This window comes from uncultured Stenotrophomonas sp., assembly GCF_945952405.1.
In the GTDB taxonomy this organism is placed as follows: Bacteria; Pseudomonadota; Gammaproteobacteria; order Xanthomonadales; family Xanthomonadaceae; genus Stenotrophomonas.
Map to the genome: position 1 here is coordinate 112,829 of NZ_CAMFIA010000011.1, position 26,651 is coordinate 139,479.

The window sequence follows — 26,651 nt, forward strand, 5'->3', positions numbered from 1 at the left end:
CCCTGCTCTCTCCTGCAAGAATTGAATGGTGTGGAATGCGATGTGTCGCGCTAGCGTTGCCCGGCTGGCAGTACCCGCCACTGGAAGTCGTAGCTCCATTGGTCGAAGTACAGGTTGCCGCCTGCCCACTCGGCCTCGCCGCGCTGCGAGTCGACCGTTTCCGAGCGGAAATGCTGTTTGGCCGGCACCAGGGCCTGGCCGAAATCGTCGTTGAAGGCGATGCGGTAGCCATCAAGGCCACCGAGGTAGAAGTCGCGCAGTGCCGGCACGCTGCTGGCCAGCGCCCCGGTGGTCACGTCCATCGGCAACCAGCCATACGGCGCCAGGTAAACCTGTCCCCAGTCGTGCAGGTTGCTGTAGCCGCTGCCATCGTCGGAGAACACCATTCCCGACTGCCAGCGCGCGGGAATGCCGTTCATCCGCAGCAGCGCGATCAGCAGCAGGGTCTGCTGGCCGCAGTCGGCATGCCCGGCATGCAGCGCATGGTCGCTGATGTTGCTGAGGGTGGAGTACTCACGGGCACCGGCCCACGGAATGCGATCGACCGCCGCGAACAGCCTGCGCACCCTCTCGTAGGGACGCGTCTCGCCCTGCAGCACCTGGTCGGAGAACAGCTTCAGCGCAGGCGTGAAGCGCACATGTGGCAGCTGCTCGGCCAGGAAGGGCGCCAGCGCCGGATCGGCCGGCGTGGCCTGCACCTTGGCCGGATCAATCGCGGTATGCCGGGCGAAGATCGTCACCGCGTAGCGGATCTCGAAGCGGGTCGGCTGCCCCGCCACCGCTTTCGCCTCCAGGTAGGCGGTGCGCTGCAGTGTATCGGCCGGCGCCAGCTGCGCCCTGCCCGGCACGCTGCCACGCCATTGCACCTGTTCCTGCTGGCCCGGAAGCTCGCGCGGATACGGAATCCAGGCGCGGATGGTTTCGCCGGCCGGCACGGCATCGGCCTGCACCGTCAGCGACTGGGTGAAGGCGATGCGCTGCGGCAGCACCGCTGGCTGCGCGCTCTGCGCGGCCGCCGCGACCACCCGCGCGTGATGCGGATTGAGCACTTCATTGGGTCCCGGCGATGGCATCGGCGCATCCGTGCGACGGCGTGCACGGGCCTCGTCGCTGAGCAGGAACAGGTTCGACGGCGCGCGCTTGAAGTACCAGCGCGTGCCATCGATGTCGGCATGTTCGATCAGGCCCTGCTGGTCCCAACGCGCGAACTCCTCGTCGCTCAGATCGGGAATCCAGCGCCGCAGCGCGGCCTTGGCGGCGGCTTCATCCAGGCTGAAATCCAGGCGGATGCGGCGCATGCGCTCGCGCTGGAAGGCGGCGCTGGTGGATCCGCCTGCGCTCGCCAGCAGCACATCGGCGGCGCCGAAGCGGCCGCTGTCGATCAGGTCGATCAGCCGGGTTTCGCGCGCACGCGCCTCGGCGTCGTGCTCACCTGCAGCCGCGGCAACCGACGCACACAGCAGCAGCGCGGCACACAGGCCGGCGGCAGGCAGACGCGGTTTGCGAACGGCAGGATCCACAGCGACACTTCCCCAGCGCGGGTGGTAACGGCTGTGTAACACGGGCCGGGGAACCGGTCAATAATTTATTCTTGCTTTCGCCGAAGAAAGGAATAAATATTCCTACTGGCATTCGAGGAGGGTGTGCTGCGCATGATCCTGGCTTCCCGCGAACGGCATCGGCCCTGGCCGCGCCGCTTGACCCTGGCCCTGTGCCTGCTGGCCGCACCGGGCGTTGCACTGGCCGCGCCGGCCCCCGACCCCGGCGCGCCGCTGCCCTATGTGCTCGGCCTGCATGAGGCCTACCTGACCCCGCAGTACTGGGCCGAACGCCTGCCGAACGCCGATGCGCTGATCCTCGACCGCGCGCAGATCGATGCGCAGAACGCGCGCATGCGGGCGCAGGACAGCCATATCCAGGATATCGCGGCGCTGCCCGCCCAGCTTGATGCCGCGCAGGTGCGTGCCAGCATCGGTGCCCTGTCGAGCTGGCCCACGCGCGCCCTCTACAACGACAAGGGCCAGGCCATTGCGCCGGGCCTGCGCAGCGCGATCGAGGCCAACCTCGGCCTGGATGCCATTGCCGCGCAGACGGCACCGCAGTATGGGCTGGTGGTGAAGCGTGCCGCACTGCGCACCTTCCCCACCCGCGAGCGCGTGTTCAGCAGCGTGGGTGACACCGACATCGATCGCTTCCAGGAATCGGCGCTGTTCCCCGGTGACAAGGTCGCCGTGGTCCACCGCAGCGCCGATGGCCGCTGGCTGTTCGTGCACAGCGAACGCTACAGCGCATGGATCGAGGCCGATGCGGTGGCCAGCGGCGACAAGGCCACGGTGCTCGGCTACGGCACGAAAGGCCCCTACCGGATTGTCACCGGCGCCATCGCGCAGACCGCCTACACCCCGCAGGAACCGCGCGTCTCGCGCCTGCAGCTGGACATGGGCGTGCGCCTGCCGGTGCTGGCCGACTGGCCGGCCGCCGAGCCGGTGAACGGCCAGCAGGCACATGCCTCGTGGGTGGTGCAGCTACCGGTACGCGAGGCCGATGGTCGGCTGAAGCTGCTGCCGGCGCTGTTGCCGCGCTCGCAGGACACCGCCGCCGACTACCTGCCGCTGACCCCGCGCCTGCTGCTGCAGCAGGCCTTCAAGTTCCTCGGTGAACGCTACGGGTGGGGCCACGACTACGACAGCCGTGACTGCAGCGGATTCGTATCCGAGATCTACCGCAGCTTCGGTGTGCTGCTGCCGCGCAATACCAGCGCACAGGCGGTCAGCCCCGCGCTGGACCGCCTGCCGTTCACCGGAAAGGACGGCAAGGCCGTGCGCGACCGCGCCGTCGCCGACCTGCAGGCAGGCGACCTGGTGTACATCCCGGGCCACGTGATGATGGCCATCGGCCACGTCGACGGCCGCACCTGGGTCATCCACGATACGGCGGGCGGCAGCTGGTACGGTGCCGACGGCAAGCGCGTGCAGGCCCATCTCAATGGTGTTTCGGTCACGCCGCTGGAGCCGATGATGGCCAGCGATACCGTCCGCTACATCGACCGCATCACCAACATCCAGCGCCTGCGCGCCAAGACTCCCTGAATGAAGATCACTGCCATCGAACTGGGCATGCTGCGCGTGCCGCTGAAGACACCGTTCAAGACCGCCCTGCGCACGGTGGAGACCGTCGAGGACGTGGTGGTGCTGATCCGGACCGACAGCGGCCATACCGGCTACGGCGAGGCACCGGCAACCGCCGTGATCACCGGCGATACCCACGGCTCGATCATCGAAGCGATCCGTCACTTCATCGCCCCGCGCCTGATCGGCCAGGAGGTGGTCAACCTCAACCGGCTGTGCGGGCTGGTGCAGACCGCGATGGAGCGCAACACCAGCGCCAAGGCCGCCGTGGAGATCGCCCTGTACGACCTCTGGGCGCAGCTGCACGGCGCACCGCTGTACCAGATGCTGGGCGGCGGTGACCCGGTGATCACCACCGACATCACCATCAGCGTGGACTACATCGACAAGATGGTGGCCGACTCGCTGTCGGCGATCGAACGCGGCTTCGAATCGCTGAAGATCAAGGTCGGCAAGGACATCGGCCTGGACATCGAACGGGTCAAGGCCATCCATGCCGCCGTGCAGGGTCGCGCGCTGCTGCGCCTGGATGCCAACCAGGGCTGGACCGCCAAGCAGGCCGTGCATGCGATGCGCACGCTGGAAGACGCCGGCGTGGTGCTGGAACTGCTGGAGCAGCCGGTGAAGGCGGCCGACATCAACGGACTGAAGTACGTCACCGACCGGGTCAACACGCCGGTGATGGCCGACGAAAGCGTGTTCAGCCCGAGCCAGGTGATGGACCTGATCCAGCACCGCGCAGCCGACATCATCAACATCAAGCTGATGAAGACCGGCGGCCTGTCCAACGCCATCCGCATCGCCGACATCGCCGGCATCTACGGCGTGCCCTGCATGATCGGCTGCATGATCGAGTCCAGTATCAGCGTGGCGGCGGCGGTGCACCTGGCGGTGGCCAAGAGCGATGTGATCACCAAGGTCGACCTGGATGGCCCTTCGCTGGGCCAGTTCGACCCGGTCAGCGGCGGCGTGCATTTCAACGAATCGGAGATCAGTATCAGCGACGTGCCCGGGCTGGGCATCACCGAAGTGCGCGGACTGGAGATGCTGGGTTGATCTCTGCCTTGCGGCTGGCCTGGCGTACAACTGACTTTGGGTCGGGCGTTACTTTTCTTTCCGCGGAAAGACCGGGTAGATCCACGCCATGCGTGGATGCTTCCGCCCCTGCTTCTGCCCGACCCCGTAGCCCCTTCGCGGCTGGCACGCGCGCGATCCACCCCATGACCTGCTCCACGCTGCCAACCGCAACGCGCCTATCCATGCCCGGACACCCGACATGCCGCCCCTGCTGAAGATCCGTTCCGAGCGCGGGCAGATGTCGGCCATCGAACGCCGCATCGCCGACTTCATCCTCGACAACGCGCACCTGCTGCGCGACTACTCGTCGCAGCAGCTGGCCAGTGCGCTGGGCATCAGCCAGTCCAGCGTGGTGAAGTTCAGCCAGAAGCTGGGGTTCAAGGGCTACCCGGACCTGAAGTATTCGATCGGCCAGGATGTCGCCCGCGCCGGCGCCGATCCGCAGCAGGCGCCGAGCGAGCCCGACGGCGGCGACGACTACCGGCGCCTGGGTGAAGCCCTGCGCCGCAGCAAGGCACAGGCCGAAGAGGAAACCCGCCAGGCCAACCCGCGCGAGGAAATCGAACGCATCGTGCAGCTGCTCGACGGCGCGCCGAAGCTGTTCGTGCATGGCCTGGGTGACGACGGACTGTTCGCCCGCGAGTTCGCCATGCGGCTGTCGCTGCTGGGGCTGCTGGTGGTACCGCATACCGACCCGATCCTGATGCTGGCCAACCTGTCGGCCGCACGCCCCGGCGATGTGCTGCTGGTGTTCTCCGAGTTCGGCAACCTGGCGCAGCTGTCGCAGCTGTCGCGGCAGTTCCAGGACATGGGCGGCAAGGTGATTTCCATCACCCGGCACACCGCCAACCCGCTGCGCGCGCATGCGGATGCCGCGCTGGCGGTGTGCGCGCACGACCGCACGCCGCAGGTCGCGCAGCTGCTGTACCGTAGCGCCATGCACGCCCTGCTCGACTTCCTGTTCGTGCTGCTCTGCCACGCCAATCCGGACCGCCAGCAGCAGCTGGCGGTGAACCTGGAGCGGATCGACCACCTGCTGGATTCCTGACCGGAGCGCATGTTGATGAACCCGCTGGCCCGTCTTGCCACCGCTGCGCTGCTGCTTGCCGCCGCGCTGTCCGTCCATGCTGCGCCGCTGGAAGGTGCACGCCAGTTGATCGTGGTCACCAGCGAGAACTGGGACAGCACCCAGGGGCAGCTGCAGGCCTATGTGCGTGATGGCAAGGGCTGGCACGCGCATGGCGCGGCCTTCCCGGTTGCGCTTGGCCGCACCGGCAGCGCATGGGGCCTGGGCCTGCATCCGGCGCAGCCCAATGGCCCGCAGAAACAGGAAGGCGATGGTCGCAGCCCGGCCGGCGTGTTCGCGCTCGGCAGCGCATTCGGCTATGCCATCACCCGTCCCGGCACCGCAATGGCCTACCAGCCGATGCTGGACAGCAGCTACTGCATGGACGTGCCCGGCTCGCCGTTCTACAACCGCATCGTCGATGCGAAGAAGGTCGGCAGCGCAGCGATCAAGGGCTCGACCGAGCCGATGCGGCTGGACCTGCACAACAAGGGCGACGTGCGCTACCAGGAAGGCTTCGTGATCGCCCACAACCCGGACAACCAGCCCGGCAAGGGCAGCTGCATCTTTGCCCATCTGTGGCGCCAGCCCGGGGAGGCCACGGCCGGTTGCACGGCCATGCCGCAAGCGCGCATGCAGGCGCTGCTGGACTGGCTGCGGCCGCAGGATACGCCGCGCTTCGTGCTGCTGCCGCGCGCCGAGTACAAGCGCCTGCAGGCGCAATGGCAGCTGCCCGCACTGCACGGAGACGCCCGTTGAGCGCGCAGGACGAACCGCAGCTGCAGCGCGCGGTCAGCCGCTGGCAGATCGTCGGCCTCTCGATCAACGACGTGATCGGCAGCGGCATCTACCTGTTGCCGGCCGCCACCGTGGCCCTGCTCGGCCCCTTCAGCCTGTGGGGCGTGGTTGCCGCCGGCATCGTCGTGGCCCTGCTGGTGCTGTGCTACGCGCAGGCCGCCAGCTACTTCGATGAACCCGGCGGCAGCTACCTGTATGCGCGCGAGGCATTCGGCCGCTTCGCGGGTTTCGAGATCGGCTGGATGATCTGGCTGACCCGGATCAGCTCGGCCGCCGCGCTCAGCAACGCGCTGGCCGATGCCGTCGCGCGCTTCTGGCCGTGGGCCGGTGCCGGCCTGGGCCGCATCGCGGTGATCGTGGTGTCGCTGGGCTTCCTTACCGGAGTCAACATCATCGGCGTGCGTTCGGCGGCACGTACCGGCGTGATCCTGGTGATCGGCAAGATGCTGCCGCTGCTGCTGTTCGTGGCCATCGGCGCGTTCTACATCGATCCGCAGCTGGCCTTCTCCGGCCAGCGCCCGGACCCGCACGACCTGCAGCGCATGGGCGAAGCCGCGCTGCTGCTGCTGTACGCCTATGCCGGTTTCGAGAACATCCCGGCCGCCGCCGGCGAGTACCGCAATCCGCGCCGCGATATTCCGTTCGCACTGATCACCATGATCATCACCGTCACCGTCATCTACGGCGCGGTGCAGGTGGTGGCACAGGGCACGCTGGCGGGCCTGTCCAGTTCGGCCACGCCGCTGGCCGACGCCGCCGCCGGCTTCGGTGGCGAAGCACTGGCGCTGATCCTGACCATCGGCGCCACCATCTCCATCCTCGGCACCAACAGCAACACCATGATGATGGGGCCGCGCTTCCTGTTCGCGCTGGCCCGCGATGGCTACGGGCCGAAGATCCTGGCCCAGGTGCATCCGCGCTTCCACACTCCGGCGGCGTCGATCCTGTGCCAGGGCCTGATCGCGCTCGGCCTGGCCCTGTCCGGCTCGTTCGTGCAGCTGGCGTTGCTGTCGATGACCACCCGCTTGTTCGCCTACATCGGTACCGCAGCGGCGGTGCTGGTGCTGGCCAAGCGCTATGCCGACCGCCCCGGCGCCTTGAAGCTGCCCGGCGGCCCGCTGATTCCGGTGCTGGCGCTGCTGCTGTGCCTGGCCCTGTTCGCCAGTGCCAGCTGGCAGAACATCGCCGCCGCGCTGGTCGCCTTCGCCATCGGTGCGGTGATCTACAGGCTGCCGCGCAAGGACGCCGACGGCGGGTGACCGATGGAGGTAGTGCCGGGCCCAGGCTCGGCGCTACAGACCCGGCCTTCACGCTGCCGGACCGGGCCGTTAACCGCCGCGCAGGCACGATCAGGCTTCGTCCACCACGGAGCCCTCGCATGACCGAATACCAGATCCCCGGCCGCGTACCGGACGACAGCACGCCGCGCGACGCGGTCAGCAACTACTGGCGCGAACGCTACACCGCCGAGCCGTATTACGACGACCAGCTGTTCTTCGAGGATTACGAGCCGGCCTACCGCATCGGCCACGCCGCACGCGCGCAGGACATGATCCGCGCCTACGAGGAGGTGGAAGGCGAGCTGGAGTCACGCTGGGCCAGCGAGCGTGGCCGCAGCCGCCTGGAATGGGCGCAGGCACGTAACGCCGTGCGCCGAGGCTGGGACGAAGCGCTGAATCTTGATCCGCGCCTGGACAACGGCGTGCCGCATCGCAGCTGACCGCGGCCCCTGTAGAGCCGAGCCCATGCTCGGCTGCTTCACTCGGCTGCTTCAGGCTCGGCTGCTTGACGCCCGTGAGCCGAGCGTGGCTCGGCTCTACAGGGGGTGGATCAATCCTGTTCCGGCAGCGGCGGCACCACCGCGCTGCGCCTGCCGTCACCGCCACCGGCCGCGATCAGGTCACGGGTGTTCTTCTGCACCGCCACCGCGCCGAACAGCGACAGCGCATAGGCCATGCCGTAGAAACCCTTCTCGCTCGACGCCAGGGTCGCGTTCCACAGGCCAACCAGCAACAGCATCAGCGCCGACAGCAGCGCGAACCAGCACAACGCGTAGTACAGGCCACTCACCGCAATGCCCTCGACGCGGTCGCGCACGCTCTTCTGCAGCGACACCGCCGCGAACAGGCCGAACAGCAGCAGGGTCAGGTAGTAGCCCTTCTCGTTGAGCGCCATCGTCGCGGCGTTGAACAGGCCGATCAGGTACGCCGCCGCTCCCAGCAGCAGGGCCACCCACGAGGCGGCGATGAAGGCGGTGGACGGCTTGTGGGGTATGGCAGTGTTCATTGCAGATCCTTGGCAGGCAGACGGGCATGCTTTGCCCGGGCGTGCCCACCCTAGACGATCGCGCCGCCGCCGCACAGGGGTGGCAGGACCTTCGGGCCACGACGGTCACGCCACCAGTGGTATACAAGGGACAGCCCGGCCATCCGCATCCCCGCCCTGGAGATACCCATGACCCGCACGCCCCTGCTGCTCGCCCTCGGCCTGGTGCCGATCCTCGCCACCTCCGCCTGCAACGCTGCCGACCCGCCCGCCAGCGCCGCGCAGGCCGCTGCACCAGCGTCTGCCGCGGCCGACCAGCGGCCGTTCACCGCCACCGAGGTCAACCGCTTCGACCAGCCGTGGGCGATGACCTTCCTGCCTGACGGCAGCCTGCTGGTCACCGAAAAGCGCGGCAAACTGCAGCACCTGGACCTGGCCAGCGGCCAGAAGCACGAGATCACCGGCGTGCCCAAGGTCGCCTACGGTGGCCAGGGTGGCTTCGGCGACGTGATCCTGCATCCGCAGTTCGCGCGCAACCATGTTGTTTACGTCAGTTATGCCGAGGAAGGCACGCTCGATACCCGTGGCGCCGCAGTGGCGCGTGCCACGCTGGTGCTGCAACCCGACGGCGCCGGCCAGCTCAAGGATCTGAAAGTAATCTGGCGGCAGAGCCCCAAGGTCAGCGGCGAGGGCCATTACGGCCACCGCCTCGCGTTCGGCCCGGACGGCAAGCTGTGGATCAGTTCCAGCGAGCGGCAGAAGTTCGACCCGGCCCAGGACATGGGCAGCAACCTCGGCAAGATCATCCGCCTCAATGACGATGGCAGCCTGCCCGCCGACAATCCGTTCGCCTCGCAGGGTGGCGTCGCCGCGCAGGTGTGGTCGCTCGGCCACCGCAACATCCTCGGCATGGCCTTCGACGGCAACGGCAAGCTGTGGGCGCATGAGATGGGCCCGGCCGGCGGCGACGAACTGAACCTGATCGTGCGCGGCGCCAACTATGGCTACCCGATCGTCTCCAACGGCGACCACTACGACGGCCGCCCGATTCCCGACCACGATACCCGCCCGGAATTCGCCGCACCGAAGGTGACCTGGACGCCGGTGATCTCGCCGGCCGGCCTGGTGATCTACAGTGGCAACCTGTTCCCGCAGTGGAAGGGCAGTGCCTTCATCGGCGGCCTGTCCTCCACCTCGCTGGTGCGCGTGGCCTTCGATGGGGACAGCGCGCGCGAAGCCGAGCGCTTCAACATGGGCGAGCGCATCCGCGAAGTGGAACAGGGCCCGGATGGCGCGCTGTGGCTGCTGGAAGATGGCAGCAAGGCACGCCTGCTGAAACTGACTCCGAAGACCTGACAACACGGTAGTGCCGGCCGCTGGCCGGCATTGCCCCTCTGCAACGGCCCCGCTCGCGGGGCCGTTCGCATTCACTGGATGGTGATGACCTTCACCTCGGTCCTGGTGCAGGCCTTGTCCAGGCACTGCCCGTTCAACCACACCTGGCCGCTGCCGATCATCACGCCCTGCTGGTTGACGAAGACCGTGTCGAACGACTGCTCGGATACCGCCTTGAGCACGGCCGGGGTGATGATCTTCTCGTAGCTGCGCTGGAACTCGCCGGGGCCGCTGATCTTCTTTCCACCGGCAATGTTCAGCGGGAAGCGCAGCTGTTCGACCACCGCCGCGCGGTCACCGCCGACGACGGCCGTCTTGAAGGCGTTGAACACCTTCTCGTATTGCGCGGCATCGCCGAGCACGGTTTCGATACGCGCACGCACATCCTCGGCAGGTTCCGCCGCAGCCGGCGCGGCCGGTGCGGCTACCGCCGGTTCCGCAGCAGGCGTGGTCGGCTCGGCCGCAGGCGTCGCCGCAGCGCTGGCCTGCATCGGCGGCGGCGCATCGGCAGCGGGCTCGGCCGGCGGTGCCGGCTGCGAGCAGGCCGCCAGCAGCAGGGCGGGAATCAACACGGCGATCGTGCGCATGCGCGGAGCCTCCAACAGATCAGGAACACCGATGGTACAAAAAAGGGGACGGAGGGGATTAAGTCGTTTATGCATTTACGACTTAATTCCCTCCGTCCCCTTTTCTTGTGGGGTCAGGCCTTCAGCAGGTCGAACTGCACGGCGTCGCCGGCGGCGGAGGAGGCACAGACCCACAGGTCGAACTGGCCCGGTTCGGCACGCAGCACGCCGTCGCGGCCGGTGAAGGCCAGCTGCTCGCGGCCCAGGGTGAACACCACCTCGGTCGACTCGCCCGGCTGCAGCGCTACCTTGCGGAAATCCTTCAACTCGCGCACCGGACGCACGCGGCTGGCCACGCGATCGTGGATGTACAGCTGCACCACTTCCTCGCCAGCCACCGCGCCACTGTTGGTCAGCGTGGTGGTGATGGTCAGGGTGTCATCCCAGCCCAGCTGGGCCGTGCTCAGCTGCGGTACGCCATAGGCGAAGCGGGTGTAGCCGATGCCATGGCCGAACGGATACAGCGGCTCGTTCGGAATCTCGCGCCAGCGCGCCTTGAACTCCGACATGGTCGGCAGCTCCGGGCGGCCGGTACGCGGGTGGTTGTAGAAGTACGGCTGCTGGCCCGACACCTGCGGGAAGCTGACCGGCAGGCGGCCGGACGGGCTGTAGTCACCAAACAGCACATCGGCCACTGCATGGCCGGTCTGGGTGCCCAGGTACCAGGTCACCGCCACCGCCTGCGCATTGCGCACCGCGCCCTGCAGCGCCAGCGCGCGACCATTGCGCAGCAGCACCACCAGCGGCTTGCCGGTCATCGCCACCGCCTCGGCCAATGCCTGCTGTGCCGGCGGCAGGGTGATCTCCACCCGCGACTGCGCCTCGCCGCTGTAACGCTGCGGCTCGCCCAGTGCCAGCACCACCACGTCGGCGCGCAACGCGGCGGCCACGGCGGCTTCGGTGCCTCCCGGAATCGCCGTCTCCAGCTCGCAACCGGGCACGATCTCCAGCAGCGACGCATCGCCGATGGCAGCGCGCACGCCGGTTTCCAGGTCCACATAGCGCTGCTTGTCGCCGAACAGCGTCCAGCAGCCCTCGATGTTCTCGCGGTCCTGCACGAACGGCCCGATCAGCGCGATCTTCTGCCCGCTCTTCTGAAGCGGCAGCACGTTGTCGCGGTTGTTCAGCAGCACGATCGAACGGCGTGCGGCATCGCGCGACAACGCGTCATGCGCGGCCAGGTGCGAAGTGTCGGCTTCGCGCGCCGGGTCCAGCGAACGGTACGGGTCATCGAACAGGCCGATGGTTTCCTTCAGCCACAGGATGCGGCGCACGCCCTCGTCCAGCACTTCCATCGGCACTTCGCCGCTCTCGACCAGGCCCGGCAGGTGCTCGGCGTAGAAGCCGCTCTGCATGCTCAGGTCGAGGCCGGCGGTGAACGCCTTGGCGGTGGCATCGCGATCGTCGGCGGCATAGCCGTGGGCGACCAGCTCCATGTCCGCGGTGTAATCGGAGATCACCACGCCCGGGAACTTCCACTCGCCACGCAGGATGTCGGTCAGCAGTTCGGCGTTGGCACTGGCGGGCACGCCATTGATGTCATTGAACGAAGACATCACGGTGATCGCACCGGCGTCGAAGGCGGCCTTGAACGGCGGCAGGTGCACGTCGCGCAGGGTCTGCGGCGAGATGTCCACCATGTTGTATTCCATGCCGGCCATCACCGCGCCATAGGCGGCGAAGTGCTTGGGCGTGGCCAGCAGCGAATCGGCGGCACGCAGGTCGCTGCCCTGGAAGCCGCGCACGCGGGCGGCGGCGAACGCACAGCCCAGCACCACGTCTTCACCAGCTCCTTCAGCGCCACGGCCCCAACGCTGGTCGCGGGCGATGTCCACGGCCGGTGCGTAGGTCCAGTGCAGGCCGGCGGCGGTGGCCTCGACCGCGGTGGCGCGTGCGGTGCGCTCGGCCAGGTCCGGCTCGAAGCTGGCAGCCTCGCCCAGCGGGATCGGGAACACGGTGCGCATGCCATGGATGACATCGGCCGCCAGGATCACCGGGATGCCCAGGCGGCTCTCCTCGGTGGCCACCTGCTGGATGCGGCGGCCCAGTTCGGCGCCGACACCGTTGAACAGGGATCCGACCTTGCCTTCACGTACCTGCTGCAGCACCTGGTCGGCGTTGCGCACGTTGGCTTCCGGGTTCACGTCCGGGGCGAACGGGCGGACCATGTCCGCGAAGACACCCAGCTGGCCGACCTTTTCCTCGACGGTCATCTGGGCAATGAGGGATTCGATGCGATCGGAGGCCACCAGCAGTCCTTGATGAAAACGTTTACAAGCCCGGCATTCTAGCGATCCCGAGCCATTTGGCGAGAGGTTTCGTCATTCAGTTTCAGCCACCAGCGGGGTCCGTATGGCCCCGCCGGAGGCATCGCAGCTTACTCCGAGCCAGCCAGCTGGCGCTGCCCGGCCATCAACATGGCGTCGCTGGAGGCCTGGAACACCCGCAGGCCGAAGGCCGGCAGGATGGCCAGCAGGTGGTCGAAGATGTCCGACTGCACCGCCTCATACTCTCCCCACGCCGTGCTGCGGGTGAAGCAGTACAGCTCCAGCGGCAGGCCCTCGGTGGTCGGCTGCAGCTGCCGTACCAGCAGCGTCATGTCGGTATGGATGCCCGGGTGGCTGCGCAGGTATCGCTCCACATAGGCCCGGAAGGTCCCGAGGTTGGTCACCCGGCGGCTGTTGACCTCGGCCACGCCCTGCTCGCGCAGGCGGCCGTTCCACTGCCCCAGCTCCTGCTGCTTGTCCTGCAGGTAGTCGCGCAGCAGCGCGAACTCGCTCAGGAAGGCCAGGTCCGCCTCGTCCAGGAAGCCGACGCTGTGCTGGTCCAGGTACAGCGCACGCTTGATCCGGCGGCCACCGGCCTCCTGCATGCCGCGCCAGTTCTTGAACGACTCGGTCACCAGCTTCTTGGTCGGGATGGTGGTGATGGTCTTGTCGAAGTTCTGCACGGTGACGGTGTGCAGCGCGATGTCGATGACATCGCCATCCGCATTCTGGCTGGGCATCTCGATCCAGTCGCCGATGCGCACGCGGCCGTCGCCGCTGATCTGCACGCTGGCCACCAGCGACAGGATGGTGTCCTGGAAGATCAGCATCAGTACCGCCGTGGCCGCGCCCAGTCCGGTCACCAGATAGCGCAGGTCGACCCCGGCCAGGGTGGCGACGATGGACAGGCCGGCAATCACGAAGATGACGATCTTGGCGACCTGCAGGTAGCCCTTGATCGGCTTGTTGCGCGCCTCGGGGCGGCGCTCGTACAGGTCGTTTGCGGCATCCAGCGCGTGCGAGATGGCCATCACCACGGTCAGGATCGCCCAGGCCTGGCAGGCACCGATGATGAAACCGACCAGGCCCGGCGGCAGGTCCGGCACGATGCGGATGCCCGAGGCGATCACCTGGCTGGGCACCACGTTCGACAGCCGCGCGATTACCCGCAGCAGATGGCTGCCACGGCCCGTGTCGGCCCCCGGCAGGCGGTTGAGCAGGCGCCGCAGCCCGCGCAGCAGGATCCGCTTGGTCACCCAGTTGGCCAGGCCCGCCGCGATCAGCAGCGCTGAGATCATCAACGCCAGGTAGGCGCCAGGATAGGGTTCCAGTGTGTTCTGCAGCCGTTCCAGCCACTGTACCGCCACCACCGCGTCCACCATCCGTTGTCTCCTTAGCTGTTTTCTCTTGGGTTGTTGCTGGGTTGCCGGCCCGCGGGCGGCACTGCCGGGTCAGTCCCGGGTGCGTTCGATGATCACGCCGACTGCGCGCGCGCCGCGCACCGCACCCGGCTTGCTCAGCTTCAGGCGCAGCCACTTCACATCGAATTCGGCCAGCACGATCTGCGCGCAGCGCTCGGCCAGGGTTTCCACCAGCCCGAATTCCGACTCGCGCACGAACTGCTCCAGGCGCTTGCTCACCGCCTTGTAGTTCAGCGTGTGCGCGATGTCATCGGTAGCCGCGGGACGACGGTTGTCGAAACCCATTTCCAGGTCGAACACCAGGTCCTGGCGGATCCGTCGTTCCCAATCGTAGATACCGATCAGGGCGTCGATCGTCAGCCCCTCGATGAAAACCTTGTCCATTGCGGTTACCAGCGCGAATACAGGCGGTCATGGTAACGGCACGGCAGTGACCCTGCCCGGAACGGGCACTGGGCGGATCCTGCAAAGACACTGGGCGAGGCCGCGATCGCAGCGGCGCCGCCGCCGGTAGCGCCGGGGCTTGCCCGACGCCAGCCGCCGCCGCTTACACCGCCGGCAGGGTCGCCATGTCCCAGCGTGGGGTCACATCCACCTTCGGCGGGCTGTGCTGGCCAGCCTGCAGGCGCAGCGCACCGGCGAAGGCGATCATCGCGCCGTTGTCGGTGCACAGTGCCGGGCGCGGGAAACAGGCCCGTCCGCCCAGCCGCTCGGCCATCTGCTGCAGGCGCGCGCGCAGGCGCTTGTTGGCACCGACGCCGCCGGCCACCACGATCACGTTGGTCCCGGCCGCCTCCAGCGCGCGCTCGCACTTGATCGACAGGGTCTCGACCACCGCATCTTCAAAGCCACGCGCAATGTCGGCGCGGGTCTGCTCGCTCTGGTCACTGTCCCGCCAGGCCATCAGGACCTGGGTCTTCAGGCCGGAGAAGCTGAAATCCAGCCCCGGCCGATCGGTCATCGGCCGCGCAAAGCGGTACGCGCCCGGCGTGCCCTGCTCAGCCAGCCGGGCCAGCTGCGGGCCGCCCGGGTACGGCAGGCCCATCAGCTTGGCGGTCTTGTCGAAGGCCTCGCCGGCCGCGTCGTCCAGGGTCTCGCCCAGCAAGCGGTACTGGCCGATCGCGTCCACCGCCACCAGCTGGGTGTGGCCACCGGACACCAGCAGCGCCACGAAGGGGGCCTGCGGCGGATCGTCCTCCATCAGCGGGGCCAGCAGGTGGCCTTCCATATGGTGTACGCCCACTGCCGGCACCTCCAGCGCCCAGGCCAGCGAGCGGGCCACGCCCGCCCCCACCAGCAGCGCGCCGACCAGGCCGGGGCCGGCCGTATAGGCCACGCCATCGATGTCGCCCACGCCAAGGCCGGCCTCGGCCAGGGTCTGGCGCACCAAGGGCAACAGCTTGCGGACGTGGTCGCGGCTGGCCAGCTCGGGCACCACACCACCGTATTCGGCGTGCAGGGCGATCTGGCTGTAGACCGCATGGGCGCGCAGGGCCGCGCTGCCGGCCAGGTCGGTGTCATACACCGCCACGCCGGTCTCATCACAGGAAGATTCGATGCCAAGGACTCGCATGCCTGCTATTATGACGCCCCTGCCGCCCCCTCGGGGGACGTGCAGATCTCACTGCTTTCGAACCCCCGGCCCGTATTCAGGGTTGGACGCTTGCAGTTTGTCGTTTCGCCGCTATAATGTGCGGCTCGCCGGGCGTGACCCGGTTCTACTGTGTCCCGGAGATTCCATGCCCAGCGTCAAAGTCCGCGAGAACGAGCCCTTCGAGTTTGCTCTTCGCCGCTTCAAGCGCACTTGCGAAAAGGCCGGTGTGCTGGCCGAAACCCGCAAGCGCGAGTTCTACGAAAAGCCGACCCAGGAGCGCAAGCGCAAGGCCGCCGCTGCTGTGAAGCGTCAGCTGCGCCGCTCGTCGCGCGACGTCACCAAGCGTCAGCGCCTGTACTGATCGGACGCATCTTCATTGCGGCGGGCCTGCCTGTCGCGATGGAGCCGAAGCCGGCACGCGCGAGCGTCGCCGGCTTTTTGCGTTTCCGGGTCCGGGCATCCGCCCCACCACCACTACGAGGTTCCTCATGAGCATGAAGCAGCAGCTCACCGAAGACATGAAGGCCGCCATGAAGGCGGGCGAGAAGCACAAGCTGGGCGTGATCCGCCTGATCAACGCCGCCATCAAGCAGCGTGAAGTGGACGAGCGCATCGAGCTGGACGACACCGCGGTGATCGCCGTGCTCGACAAGATGGTCAAGCAGCGCAAGGACTCGGTCAGTCAGTACGAAGCCGCCAACCGCGAAGACCTGGCCGAGATCGAGCGCGCCGAGATCGTGGTCATCGAAGCCTACCTGCCGGCCAAGATGGGCGAAGCCGAGATCGTCGCCGCCATCCAGGCCGCCATCGCCGAAACCGGTGCGTCCGGTCCGGCCGACATGGGCAAGCTGATGGGCGCACTGAAGCCCAAGCTCGCTGGCCAGGCCGACATGGGCCTGGTCTCCAAGCTGGTCAAGCAGCTGCTGGCCTGAGCCATGGCCGGGGTCGGATCCCTTTCGCCGCGCGAAAGGGCTCTGACCCCATCGATGCACCCGCTTCACCGTCCCTTCGACCTCCGGCTGCTACAACACCCCCATGGTCGAGCAATCGCACGCCCCTGCCGACACGCGTCCCCACGGTATCCCTGCGCGGCTGCGCCACTACGCCGAGCGCCTGCAGGCCAGTTTCCCGATGGCCGTCGCCAAGCGCTTCGTTGAAATCGACGTGCTGACCCAGGCCGCCTCGGTCTCGTTCTACGCCCTGCTGTCGATGGCACCGCTGCTGGTGTTGTTGCTGTGGCTGACCGCCTCGCTGTACCCGCCCGCGCAGCAGGCCCTGATCGGCCAGATCGGCTCGGTGGCCGGCAGCAGCGTGGCCAGCGTCGCCGACACCGTACTGCACAACGCCAACAGCCAGCCCAGCGTCGGTTCGCTGGCCGGGCTGTGGAGCACGCTGCTGCTGTTCGTCGGTGCCACGGCGGTGTTCGCGCAGCTGCAGAACGCACTGAACCGGATCTTCCACACCAGCGGCCAGCGCCTGGAAGGCGTCAAGGCCTGGCTGCGCAAGCGCGTGTTCTCGTTCGGCGTGGTGCTGGCCCTGGGCTTCCTGCTGATCCTGTCGATGACCGCGACCACCGCCTTGCAGGTGGTGTTCGCGCAGCTGCCCTCGGTGCTGCCCGCGATCGGCTACCTGACCTCGCTGCTGCTGTATGCGATGGCCTTCGCCTTCCTCTACCACTACCTGCCGGACCGCCGCGTGGCCTGGCGCCAGGCCTTCATCGGCGGCGCCATCACCTCGGTGCTGTTCACCCTCGGCCGCTATGGCATCGGCCTCTACATCGCCACCGTGGCCCCGGGCAGCGCCTACGGCTCGATGGGCGCGCTGGTGATCTCGCTGGTCTGGATCTACTACGCCACCGCCGTGTTCTTCGTCGGCGCGCTGATGACGGCGGTGATCGACGAGCGCCTGGAGGCACGGGCGCAGCTGGCCACGGCCGAACTCGACGCGCATCAGCCCGGCCCCGGCGCCGCCAGCGAGTAAACTAGGGGGAATCTGCCGCCCCTGCTGCGCGCCCTGGCGGCCGCGCCCTGCCCTGTTGCCCATGGCCCGTATCCCCGACGCTTTCATCGACGACCTGCTGGCCCGCACCGACATCGTCGAGGTGGTGGGCAGTCGCGTGCCGTTGAAGCGCCAGGGCAAGGAGTACGCGGCGCGCTGCCCGTTCCACGACGAGCGCTCGGCATCGTTCACGGTCTCGCCGACCAAGCAGTTCTATCACTGCTTCGGCTGTGGCGCGCACGGCACCGCGATCAGCTTCCTGATGAACTATGACCGCCTCGAGTTCCTCGACGCGGTGGATGAGCTGGCCAAGCGCGCCGGCATGGAAGTGCCACGCAACGAGAACCCGCGCAGCCCCCAGCAGCAGGACGACAGCCGCGAGCTGTACTCGGCGCTGGACGCCGCCACCAAGTTCTTCCAGAAGAACCTGGAAGGCAGCGACAAGGCGCGCAGCTATCTCGATGGCCGCGGCGTGGATGAAGCCAACCGCGCGCGCTTCCAGATCGGCTACGCACCGGACGGCTACAGCGGCCTGCGCGATGCACTGGGCAAGGACGAGCGGCGCATGAAGCTGCTCGACCGCGCAGGCCTGTTCTCCAAGAACGACCGCGGCCACGTCTACGACAAGTTCCGCGACCGGGTGATGTTCCCGATCTTCGACCGTCGTGGCCGGGTGATCGCCTTCGGTGGCCGCGTGTTCGAGAAGGACGACGGCCCCAAGTACCTCAACTCGCCCGAGACGGCGCTGTTCCACAAGGGCCGCGAGCTGTACGGCCTGTGGCAGGTGCGCCAGGCCAACCAGAAGATCGAGCGGCTGATCGTGGTCGAGGGCTACATGGACGTGGTCTCGCTGTTCCAGTTCGGGGTCACCCAGGCGGTGGCAACACTGGGCACCGCGACCACGCCGGACCATGCCGAGCTGCTGTTCCGCAACGCGCCGGACGTGTTCTTCTGCTTCGACGGCGATGCCGCCGGCCGCCGCGCCGGCTGGAAGGCGCTGGAGTCGGTACTGCCGCGCATGAAGGATGGCCGCCAGGCGTTCTTCCTGTTCCTGCCCGATGGCGAGGACCCGGACAGCATCGTGCGCAAGGAAGGCGCCGAGGCCTTCGACGAACGCCTGAAGCAGGCCACGCCGCTGTCGCAGTTCTTCTTCGACGAGCTGACCCGCGAGATCAACCTCGGCACGCTCGATGGCAAGGCGCGCCTGGCCGAGCGCGCCAAGCCGATGCTGGCGCAGATCCCCGACGGTGCCTTCGGCGACCTGATGAAGCAGCAGCTGGCGCAGCTGACCGGCCTTGGTGGCAACGCCCAGGCCACGCGCCCGGCGATGCCGCAACGGCAGCCGCCACGCACGATCCAGCCGGTGGCCAAGCGCAGCCTGGTGCGCGGCGCGATCGCGGTGCTGCTGCAGCAGCCGTCGCTGGGCCTGACGCTGGGCGGCAAGCACCACTTCCAGGGCCTGCGCCTGCCCGGCGTGGAACTGCTGCTGGAGCTGCTGGGCCTGGTCGAGCAGCGTCCGGACATCAGCACCGGCGCCCTGCTGGAGCACTTCGATGGGCGTGAAGAGCAGGCCGCGCTGCACACGCTGGCGGCGCAGACGATGCCCGGCGACGACGCGATGTGGACCCAGGAACTGCACGATGCCGTCGCCCAGCTGGAGAAACAGCTGCTGGTGCAACGTCTGGAAGAATTGTTGGCAAAGCAGCGCCAACAGGGTCTGGACGATACTGACAAGTACGAACTGCGCGAACTGCTGAAGGCACGCGCCACACTGCGCCTGTAGCGGCAGCCCCCTGCGGAGAGACCATGCTGCTGCGCCTGACCTGCCTGCTGTTGTTGTCGCTCTGCCTGCCCCGGGTTGCCTGGGCCGAAGCCCCTGCCCTGCCCGAAGTCCGCCCCGGCCTGTATAGCGGTGGCCAGCCCAGCGCCGAGCAGCTGCGGGCCTTGGCCACGCAGGGCGTGCGCACCGTGATCGACCTGCGCCAGCCCGGCGAGGAGCGCGGCTTCGATGAAGCCCGCGCCGCCGAAGCGCTCGGCCTGCGCTACGTGCGCATTCCGGTGGCGGGCGCCGAAGGCCTGGACGCGGCCAACATCCGCGCCGTGCATCAGGCCCTGCAGCAGAGCCAGGGCCCGGTGCTGCTGCACTGCGCCTCCGGCAACCGCGCCGGTGCCGTGCTCGGCCTGGTCAATGCACGCTACGAACACGCCAGCGCCGAACAGGCGCTGCAGCTCGGCCAGCGTGCCGGCCTGACCTCCCTGGAAGCCGCCACCCGCCAGCGCCTGGACCTGCCAGCCGCTTCGCCCTGACCCCTCCGCACCAAGGACCCTGCCCGCCATGACCCGCTGGTGGTCGCGCCTGCGACCGGACAACTTCACCCTCGCCCTGCTGTGCACCGTCGGCCTGGCCTCGCTGCTGCCGATGAAGGGCGCCGCCGCCATCGTCCTCGACGATGTCACCACCATCGCCATCGCCGCGCTGTTCTTCCTGCATGGCGCGCGCCTGCCGCGCGAGTCGATCATCGGCGGCATGCTGCACTGGCGGCTGCACCTGACCATCCTGGCCTGCACCTTCATCCTGTTCCCGCTGCTGGGGCTGATGTTCAAGCCGCTGTCGGGCTGGCTGCTGACCCCGGAGTTGTACCTCGGCGTGCTGTTCCTGTGCACCCTGCCCTCCACCGTGCAGTCATCGATCGCATTCACCTCGATGGCACATGGCAACGTGCCCGCAGCGGTATGCAGCGCCTCGCTGTCGAGCATCCTCGGCGTGTTCCTGACCCCGCTGCTGCTGACCGCGCTGGCCGGCACGTCCGGCGGCGTGCACGACCCGCTGCATGCGATCGGCGGCATCATGCTGCAGCTGCTGGTGCCGTTCGTGGCCGGCCACCTGCTGCGGCCGTGGATTGCCGGCTGGGTCGAGCGGCAGCGCGCGCTGCTGCGCTACACCGACCAGGCCACGATCCTGCTGGTGGTGTATTCGGCCTTCGGTGAAGCCGTCACCGAGGGGCTCTGGAGCAAGACCCCGCTGCTGTCGCTGCTGGCCGTGGCGGTGGTGGCCGCGGTGCTGCTGGGCATCGCCATGCCGCTGATCACCTTCATCGCCCGCCGGCTGCGCTTCGGCCGCGAGGACGAGATCGCCATCGTGTTCTGTGGCTCGAAGAAGAGCCTGGCCACCGGCGTGCCGATCGCCAAGGTGCTGTTCGCCGGTGGCAGCCTCGGCGCCATCGTGCTGCCGGTGATGATCTACCACCAGATCCAGCTGATCGTCTGCGGCGTGATCGCGCAGCGCTACGCCAGGCGCAAGCCCTGAGCCGGAATCCATCCACGCATGGCGTGGATCTACTGTAGAGCCGAGCCCATGCTCGGCTGACGCCTGAGATCCGGAGTAGATCCACGCCATGCGTGGATGCGCCCGATATCAGACGGGGTCAGAGCCCCTTCGGGGATCCGACCCTGGATCCAGAAGTAGATCCACGCCATGCGTGGATGCGTCCGGTATCAGAGGAGGTCAGAGCCCCTTCGGGGATCCGACCCCGAGGTCACAACCAGGGCAGGATCCAGTGGTCGACCAGCAGGAAGGCGAACAGCGCCATCAGGTAGACGATGGAGTAATAGAACATCTTCATCGAGAACAGCTCGTCCGGCGGGTCCAGCATGCGCCAGGCGTACCAGAGGAACACGGCGTTGAGCACGATCGCGCCGCCCAGGTAGAACATTCCGCTCATGCCCACCAGGTACGGCAGCAGGCAGACCAGCGCCAGCACCACCGAATACACCATGATCTGCTTGCGGGTGTGCACCACGCCATGGGTCACCGGCAGCATCGGGATCTCCGCCTTGGCGTAGTCCTCGCGGCGGAAGATCGCCAGCGCCCAGAAATGCGGCGGCGTCCAGATGAAGATGATCAGCACCAGCAGCGACGAGTACGCCCAGTCCGACGACCCCTGCATGCCGGTCACCGCGGCCCAGCCCAGCATCGGCGGCATGGCGCCGGCCAGGCCGCCGATGACGATGTTCTGCGAGGTCGCGCGCTTCAGGTACACGGTGTAGATCACCGCGTAGCCGATCAGCGAGGCGAAGGTCAGCACCGCGGTGATCAGGTTCACCCACAGCACCAGGATGGTCATCGACAGCACGATCAGCACGCCGGCGAACACCAGCACCTGCCACGGCTTGACCTTGCCCACCACCAGCGGGCGCCACGAGGTGCGCGCCATCTGCGCATCAATGTGCGCGTCGAGCAGCTGGTTGATCGCGGCTGCGGCCGACGCCGCCAGCCAGATACCAAGGAAACCGAGCACGCCGGCGCGCACCTGCTCCCAGCTGGGCACACCGGGGATGGCCAGGACCATGCCGACCAGGGCGGTGAAGACGATCAGGGCGACGACCTTGGGCTTGGTCAGGTCCCAGTACTGGCGGTAATTGGAAAACATGGAATCAGTCCGGGGCACGCAGGCGGGCCAGCAGGCTGACCAGCACGAACAACAGGGCAACGGCCACGCCGTTGTGGGCCACTGCCACTTCCAGCGGCAGCGCCAGCTTCACATTGAGGATGCCGAGGGTGACCTGCAGCAGCAGCAGCGCGATCAGCGCACTAGCCCAGCCACGCATGCTCGGCAGGCGGAACAGGCGCACGCCCAGCCACAGCAGGTAGACCGCCACCACCACCGCGAACAGGCGGTGCGCCATCTGGATGGCAATGCGCGAGGCACCGTCCAGCACGCCCCCTTCATAGTCCACGCCGATGCCGCGCCACAGGGTGAAGCCCTCGGCGAAGTTGTGCTGCGGCCACCACTGGTTGGCACAGCGCGGGAAGTTGTCCAGCGAGGCACTGCCGCCACCGCAGGCCAGCGCCGCATAGTTGGCGCTGACCCAGCCGCCCAGTGCGATCTGGGTGACCAGCACGGCCACGCCGATGCGCAGCAGCCACTTCAGCTTCGGTGCCTCGGCCAGGGTGATCGGCCGGTGCGTGGCGCGCCAGGCCATCCAGGCCAGCAGCGCGAACATCAGCATGCCTCCCAGCAGGTGGCCCATCACCACGATCGGCTTGAGCAGCAGGGTCACCGTCCACATGCCCAGCAGCGCCTGGAAGATCACCACCGCCAGCGTCAGCAGGGCCGCCCGTGCCAGGTCGATGTTGCTCCAGCGCAGCGCGGCGATCAGCAGGATCGCTTCGCCGATCAAGGCCAGGGCACTGGCCGTTGCATGCCAGCCCATCATGTACAGCGGTATGCCGGCGGCCACCAGCACGCAGGCGGTCACCACCGCCGTGGTTCCGAAACGGCGCTTGCGCGTGGCCAGCAGGGCCAGGGTCAGGATCTCGATGCCCAGCGCACCCGCCAGGAAGCGGTGCACCTGCTCGCGCCAGGCCTTGTGGGTCTCCAGCGGGCGGATCTCCGCCGCCGGGTGGCCCAGGGTTTCTTCCACGTGCTGCGGCCAGGTGGCCTGCCCATAGCAGGTCGGCCAGTCGGGGCAGCTCAGGCCGGCATCGGACAGGCGAACGAAGGCACCGAACATGATCGTGCTCGCGGTCATGATCATGGCGAACCACGCCAGGCGGTGGAAATTGCGGTGCAGCGCCGGACGCGCGGAAAGGCTCATCAAACGGGACTCACTTCAGTTTCAGCAACGTGGCCATGTCCTTGCGCAGGCCCCCGAGGTCGGAACCCGGGGCATGGCGCATGATCACGAAGCCGTTCGGATCGATCACGTAGACCGGCAGTCCCGCCGGATCATCGACGCCCGGCAACGCCGCGCGCAGGGCTGGCGACGGAGCCAGCGGCCGCAGCGCGGGCAGCGAGGCGATCGACGCCGGTGGCGTACCCAGCCACAGGATCTCGACATTATCGGCGTTATGGCCGAACAGCTGCCACACCTTGCCCAGTCCCTGCGACAAAGTGACGCACTGCGCGTCGCAGGCGCCGCCCGGCGCCACCAGCAAGCGCCAGGTACGGGCCTCGGGATTCCACGGGTAGGGCTGGCCGCTGGCCAGGGTCGGCGCCTGCTGGCGCAGGTCCACCGGCGGCTTCAGCAGCTGGCCGGCATTGCGGTGCGCGGTCGGCTGCCAGCCGGAAAAGCGCAGCACGGCGGCCAGCGCCATCGCCCCGAAGAACACGGCAAACAGCAGCACCAGGGTCCGGCGGCCGGAGCCGCGCGCCTGCGGGGACGTAGCAGTGTTCATGCGGGGCATTTTCTCATGGTTGGGAAAGGGATGCGGGTGGGGTGCCCCGGTGGCGCCGGCCACTGGCCGGCATCCAGGAAACCAGCGGAGCCGGCCAGCGGCCGGCACTACTGGGCAATCGGGCGCCTCCTGCGCCGCTCCAGCACCAGCGCGACCACCAGCACGGTCAGCGCCAGCCCGAACCACTGCACGGCGTAGCCCAGGTGGCGTTGCGGCGGCAGCGTGTTCGGCAGCAGGTCGAGGTCGCGCTCATCGCCGAATGGCAGCGCCGGATCGAGCCGCAGCACGCGCTCGGGCAACGCCGGCAGCCCGAGCGCGCCGGCCAGCCCCTGCGCCGGCAGCCGGCTGGCCAGCCAGCGCCCGGCTGCACCGGTGGCCGAGAACGCCGGCCCCAGTGCCAGGCCCGCCGAGGGCGGCGGCGCCAGCAGTCCGCGCACCGCCACCGGCGAAGGGGGCGCCGGCACCTCCGGCAGGGTGCGATCCGGCGGCAGCGCGCGCCAGCCGAGATCAACCAGCAGTACGCTGCCATCGTCACTGCGGAACGGGCGGTAGATCTTCACTCCGGCGCGGCCATGCCGGGTCTGGTTGTCCAGCAGCACCACGCCGGGCAGGAAGCGGCCGTGGTCGGCCACGCCGTGCAACGCGCCCGGCGCCGCCAGTGCCTGCGCCAGGGTCAGCACCTGCGCTGCAGCTGGACCCTGCGCATCCAACATTGCCTGTTTGGCATGCATGCGCTGCAGCTGCCACAGCCCCAGCGCAGTGAATCCGGCCATCGCCAGCAGGGCCAGCAGCCATCCGAGCAGGCGTGTGTGCTGGCGCATCATGACAAGTCCGTGCAAACGCGGTCAGATAGGCGCATCCACCCTGCCCTCGAGCCGCGCATGAGTGATTCGCTGAAGACCCTGCTGGTAATCGCGTTTCTGATCGTCATCGTCTGGAATCTGGGCGCCGGCCTGTATTACCTGCTGGTCGACCGCGGCCAGACCAAGCGCACGGTCAACGCACTGACGCGCCGCATCTCGGTGTCGGTGGCCTTGATCCTGCTGGTGATCGTGAGCATCTACATGGGCTGGATCAAACCGCATGGCATCGGCGGCTGACGCCGCCAGCGCCGGCACAGTCAGAGCACGTAGACGAACAGGAACAGCATCAGCCACACCACGTCGACGAAGTGCCAGTACCACGCGGCGGCTTCGAAACCGAAATGGTTGTCGCGGGTGAAGTGTCCCTTGGCCGAGCGCAGCCACATCACGATCAGCATGATCGTGCCGAGCAGAACGTGTGCGCCGTGGAAGCCGGTCAGCATGAAGAACGTCGACCCATAGATGCCCGAACCCAGCGTCAGGTTCAGCTCCTTGTAGGCGTGGATGTACTCCTCCGCCTGCAGGGTCAGGAAGCCGAGGCCAAGCACCACGGTCAGGCCCAGCCAGATCAGCAGCTGGCGGCGGTTGCCGGCCTTCAGTGCGTGGTGGGCAATGGTCAGGGTCACGCCGGACGTGAGCAGGATCAGCGTGTTGATCAGCGGCAGGCCCCAGGCCGGGATGGTCTGGAACGCGCCACCGATCGCGGCCGGGCCATTGGTCGGCCAGCCGGCGGAATAGCCCTGCCACAGCAGTTCGTTGGTCATCACCCCGCGGCCTTCGCCGCTCAGCCATGACAGGCCGAGATTGCGGGTGTAGAACAGCGCGCCGAAGAAGGCACCGAAGAACATCACCTCGGAGAAGATGAACCAGATCATTCCCATCCGGAACGACCCGTCGACCTGGTGGTTGTAGTTGCCGGCCTGCGACTCGCGCACCACGTCGCTGAACCACCAGAACAGGGTCAGCACCAGCATCGCGATGCCGATGTAGAACGTCCAGCGTCCCCAGCTGGCATCGTTGAGCCAGCTGGCCACGCCGACCATGGTCACCATCATTGCGATGGAGCCCACGAACGGCCATTTGCTCTGGGCCGGGACGAAGTACACGTTGGCGTCGGTCGGTGTCTGGGCCATGTCGGTATCCGGGTCAGGGTGCGGCGTGTGCGCCTTCCGAGGTGGCGGCCGGGGCCAGCCGATCGGACAACGCATCGTTGCGGTAGAAGGTGTAGGACAGGGTGATCGTCTTGATTTCCGGCGGCAGGTCCGGATCGACGATGAAGCGCACCGGCATGTCGCGCTTCTCGCCGGCCTGCAGCGTCTGCGCGGTGAAACAGAAGCACTCGGTCTTGCTGAAGAAGCCCGATGCGCGCGCCGGGGCCACCGAAGGTACCGCGCTGCCGACCACCGCCTGGCGGCTGTCGTTGCGGGCGAAGTACAGCGCTTCGTTGAGCTCGCCCGGCACCACGTCCATGGTCAGCTGCTCGGGATGGAACGACCACGGCAGGCGTGAATTGACACCGCCATCGAACTCCACGCGCACGGTGCGCTTGCCGGCGGCCGCGCCGGCACTGGCTTCGCCGCCCGGGCCGCGCTCCAGGCGCACGCCGAACACCTTTTCGCAGGCGATGCGGTACAGCGGCACCAGCGAGAAGGTCAGCAGGAACACGGCCACCGCCACGCCGATCAGGCGTGGCAGCCCGGCACTGCGTGACGGGGGACTGGCCGGTGCCTCGCTCATCGGCCGATCACCCCGCTGAGGATGAAGCCGGCGTAGACCAGCACGGCGATGGCGCCGACCCACATCGCGGTGCGCCGCGCGCGCTGGCGCTGCTGCTCGAGGCCCGGGTTCCGGGCTTCGCTTTCGCTGTTGCAGCGCCGGGCCATGCTCGGCTGCTCCAGGGTTCGCGACGCGGCTTCAGCCGAGCATGGCTCGGCTCTACAAGGGGCGATCGGGCTTTCGTTATGCATGCCCCACC

The 26,651-nt window shown here is 67.9% G+C and carries 28 protein-coding genes; 14 read left to right on the plus strand and 14 right to left on the minus strand.

Annotated elements, in window-relative coordinates; genetic code table 11:
• Window positions 1-50 precede the first annotated feature (50 nt).
• Window positions 51-1,520, minus strand: coding sequence for a transglutaminase-like domain-containing protein (locus Q0P60_RS12995; RefSeq protein WP_294993921.1), 1,470 nt, complete (start codon window positions 1,518-1,520; stop codon window positions 51-53).
• A 132-nt stretch (window positions 1,521-1,652) separates the two neighbouring features.
• Between Q0P60_RS12995 and Q0P60_RS13000 the strand changes: the two genes are divergently transcribed.
• From Q0P60_RS13000 to Q0P60_RS13025, 6 genes are all read left to right on the plus strand, one after another.
• A complete protein-coding gene (locus Q0P60_RS13000) occupies window positions 1,653-3,089 on the plus strand; it encodes an SH3 domain-containing protein (protein ID WP_294993924.1) in 1,437 nt (478 codons plus the stop codon).
• Entirely contained in the window at window positions 3,090-4,184 is a 1,095-nt protein-coding gene (locus Q0P60_RS13005; protein ID WP_294993927.1) for a dipeptide epimerase, read from the plus strand.
• Window positions 4,185-4,404: 220 nt separating this feature from the next.
• A complete protein-coding gene (locus Q0P60_RS13010; RefSeq protein ID WP_294993930.1) occupies window positions 4,405-5,253 on the plus strand; it encodes a MurR/RpiR family transcriptional regulator in 849 nt (282 codons plus the stop codon).
• Window positions 5,254-5,268: 15 nt separating this feature from the next.
• Entirely contained in the window at window positions 5,269-6,030 is a 762-nt protein-coding gene (locus Q0P60_RS13015; RefSeq protein ID WP_294993933.1) for a L,D-transpeptidase family protein, read from the plus strand.
• Window positions 6,027-7,328 (plus strand): amino acid permease, encoded by a 1,302-nt coding sequence (locus tag Q0P60_RS13020; RefSeq protein ID WP_294993936.1) that lies wholly within the window; start codon window positions 6,027-6,029, stop codon window positions 7,326-7,328. The genes Q0P60_RS13015 and Q0P60_RS13020 overlap by 4 nt, the downstream gene beginning before the upstream one ends.
• 119 nt (window positions 7,329-7,447) lie before the next feature.
• Window positions 7,448-7,789, plus strand: a complete 342-nt coding sequence (locus Q0P60_RS13025; RefSeq protein WP_294993939.1) for a hypothetical protein — start codon at window positions 7,448-7,450, stop codon at window positions 7,787-7,789.
• Between the two features lie 110 nt (window positions 7,790-7,899).
• On the opposite strand, the gene yiaA is transcribed toward Q0P60_RS13025, so the two are convergent.
• Entirely contained in the window at window positions 7,900-8,355 is a 456-nt protein-coding gene (yiaA, locus tag Q0P60_RS13030) for an inner membrane protein YiaA (RefSeq protein WP_294993941.1), read from the minus strand.
• 168 nt (window positions 8,356-8,523) lie between these two features.
• Between yiaA and Q0P60_RS13035 the strand changes: the two genes are divergently transcribed.
• Window positions 8,524-9,690, plus strand: a complete 1,167-nt coding sequence (locus tag Q0P60_RS13035; RefSeq protein ID WP_294993943.1) for a PQQ-dependent sugar dehydrogenase — start codon at window positions 8,524-8,526, stop codon at window positions 9,688-9,690.
• A 71-nt stretch (window positions 9,691-9,761) separates the two neighbouring features.
• Here the strand turns inward: Q0P60_RS13035 and Q0P60_RS13040 are convergent, their stop codons facing one another.
• The 5 genes from Q0P60_RS13040 to tsaD form a co-directional block, all read right to left on the minus strand.
• Window positions 9,762-10,316, minus strand: a complete 555-nt coding sequence (locus Q0P60_RS13040) for a hypothetical protein (RefSeq protein WP_294993946.1) — start codon at window positions 10,314-10,316, stop codon at window positions 9,762-9,764.
• Window positions 10,317-10,429: 113 nt separating this feature from the next.
• Entirely contained in the window at window positions 10,430-12,604 is a 2,175-nt protein-coding gene (locus tag Q0P60_RS13045; RefSeq protein WP_294993949.1) for a glycoside hydrolase family 3 N-terminal domain-containing protein, read from the minus strand.
• Window positions 12,605-12,732: 128 nt separating this feature from the next.
• The gene (locus Q0P60_RS13050) at window positions 12,733-14,004 is read right to left on the minus strand and encodes a mechanosensitive ion channel domain-containing protein (protein ID WP_294993951.1); all 1,272 of its coding nucleotides are present in this window, start codon (window positions 14,002-14,004) and stop codon (window positions 12,733-12,735) included.
• 69 nt (window positions 14,005-14,073) lie between these two features.
• A complete protein-coding gene (gene folB / locus Q0P60_RS13055; protein WP_294993954.1) occupies window positions 14,074-14,427 on the minus strand; it encodes a dihydroneopterin aldolase in 354 nt (117 codons plus the stop codon).
• 163 nt (window positions 14,428-14,590) lie between these two features.
• On the minus strand, window positions 14,591-15,616 hold the full coding sequence (tsaD, locus tag Q0P60_RS13060) for a tRNA (adenosine(37)-N6)-threonylcarbamoyltransferase complex transferase subunit TsaD (protein WP_294993957.1): 1,026 nt from the start codon (window positions 15,614-15,616) through the stop codon (window positions 14,591-14,593).
• 166 nt (window positions 15,617-15,782) lie between these two features.
• On the opposite strand from tsaD, the gene rpsU reads away from it, so the two are divergent.
• The 6 genes from rpsU to Q0P60_RS13090 all read left to right on the plus strand — a co-directional run bounded on the left by rpsU (window position 15,783) and on the right by Q0P60_RS13090 (window position 20,942).
• Window positions 15,783-15,998 carry a 30S ribosomal protein S21 gene (gene rpsU, locus Q0P60_RS13065; RefSeq protein ID WP_002808376.1) on the plus strand — a complete coding sequence of 72 codons (216 nt, stop codon included), beginning with the start codon at window positions 15,783-15,785 and terminating at the stop codon, window positions 15,996-15,998.
• A 127-nt stretch (window positions 15,999-16,125) separates the two neighbouring features.
• Window positions 16,126-16,569 (plus strand): GatB/YqeY domain-containing protein, encoded by a 444-nt coding sequence (locus Q0P60_RS13070; protein WP_005412032.1) that lies wholly within the window; start codon window positions 16,126-16,128, stop codon window positions 16,567-16,569.
• A gap of 103 nt (window positions 16,570-16,672) precedes the next feature.
• Complete coding sequence (locus Q0P60_RS13075; RefSeq protein ID WP_294993965.1) at window positions 16,673-17,617, plus strand: YihY/virulence factor BrkB family protein; 945 nt, start codon at window positions 16,673-16,675, stop codon at window positions 17,615-17,617.
• Between the two features lie 61 nt (window positions 17,618-17,678).
• Window positions 17,679-19,418: a DNA primase gene (gene dnaG, locus Q0P60_RS13080; protein ID WP_294993968.1), complete on the plus strand. Its 1,740-nt coding sequence runs from the start codon at window positions 17,679-17,681 to the stop codon at window positions 19,416-19,418.
• Between the two features lie 23 nt (window positions 19,419-19,441).
• Window positions 19,442-19,942, plus strand: coding sequence for a protein tyrosine phosphatase family protein (locus Q0P60_RS13085; RefSeq protein ID WP_294993971.1), 501 nt, complete (start codon window positions 19,442-19,444; stop codon window positions 19,940-19,942).
• A 28-nt stretch (window positions 19,943-19,970) separates the two neighbouring features.
• Window positions 19,971-20,942 (plus strand): bile acid:sodium symporter family protein, encoded by a 972-nt coding sequence (locus Q0P60_RS13090; RefSeq protein WP_294993974.1) that lies wholly within the window; start codon window positions 19,971-19,973, stop codon window positions 20,940-20,942.
• A gap of 229 nt (window positions 20,943-21,171) precedes the next feature.
• Here Q0P60_RS13090 and cyoE read toward each other — a convergent pair whose 3' ends face one another.
• From cyoE to Q0P60_RS13110, 4 genes are all read right to left on the minus strand, one after another.
• A complete protein-coding gene (gene cyoE / locus Q0P60_RS13095; RefSeq protein WP_294993977.1) occupies window positions 21,172-22,065 on the minus strand; it encodes a heme o synthase in 894 nt (297 codons plus the stop codon).
• A 4-nt stretch (window positions 22,066-22,069) separates the two neighbouring features.
• The gene (locus Q0P60_RS13100) at window positions 22,070-23,233 is read right to left on the minus strand and encodes a COX15/CtaA family protein (protein ID WP_294993980.1); all 1,164 of its coding nucleotides are present in this window, start codon (window positions 23,231-23,233) and stop codon (window positions 22,070-22,072) included.
• Between the two features lie 10 nt (window positions 23,234-23,243).
• A complete protein-coding gene (locus Q0P60_RS13105) occupies window positions 23,244-23,813 on the minus strand; it encodes a hypothetical protein (RefSeq protein WP_294993983.1) in 570 nt (189 codons plus the stop codon).
• Between the two features lie 107 nt (window positions 23,814-23,920).
• Entirely contained in the window at window positions 23,921-24,637 is a 717-nt protein-coding gene (locus tag Q0P60_RS13110) for an SURF1 family protein (protein WP_294993987.1), read from the minus strand.
• 57 nt (window positions 24,638-24,694) lie between these two features.
• On the opposite strand from Q0P60_RS13110, the gene Q0P60_RS13115 reads away from it, so the two are divergent.
• A complete protein-coding gene (locus Q0P60_RS13115) occupies window positions 24,695-24,913 on the plus strand; it encodes a twin transmembrane helix small protein (protein ID WP_005407794.1) in 219 nt (72 codons plus the stop codon).
• 20 nt (window positions 24,914-24,933) lie between these two features.
• Here Q0P60_RS13115 and Q0P60_RS13120 read toward each other — a convergent pair whose 3' ends face one another.
• Genes Q0P60_RS13120 through Q0P60_RS13130 form a run of 3 tightly spaced genes read right to left on the minus strand, consistent with a single transcriptional unit; the run spans window position 24,934 to window position 26,643 of the window.
• A complete protein-coding gene (locus tag Q0P60_RS13120) occupies window positions 24,934-25,809 on the minus strand; it encodes a cytochrome c oxidase subunit 3 (protein ID WP_005407793.1) in 876 nt (291 codons plus the stop codon).
• A 13-nt stretch (window positions 25,810-25,822) separates the two neighbouring features.
• Window positions 25,823-26,413, minus strand: a complete 591-nt coding sequence (locus Q0P60_RS13125) for a cytochrome c oxidase assembly protein (RefSeq protein ID WP_294993992.1) — start codon at window positions 26,411-26,413, stop codon at window positions 25,823-25,825.
• The gene (locus Q0P60_RS13130) at window positions 26,410-26,643 is read right to left on the minus strand and encodes a hypothetical protein (RefSeq protein WP_294993995.1); all 234 of its coding nucleotides are present in this window, start codon (window positions 26,641-26,643) and stop codon (window positions 26,410-26,412) included. Before Q0P60_RS13130 ends, Q0P60_RS13125 begins: the two co-directional genes overlap by 4 nt.
• Window positions 26,644-26,651: the final 8 nt, after the last annotated feature.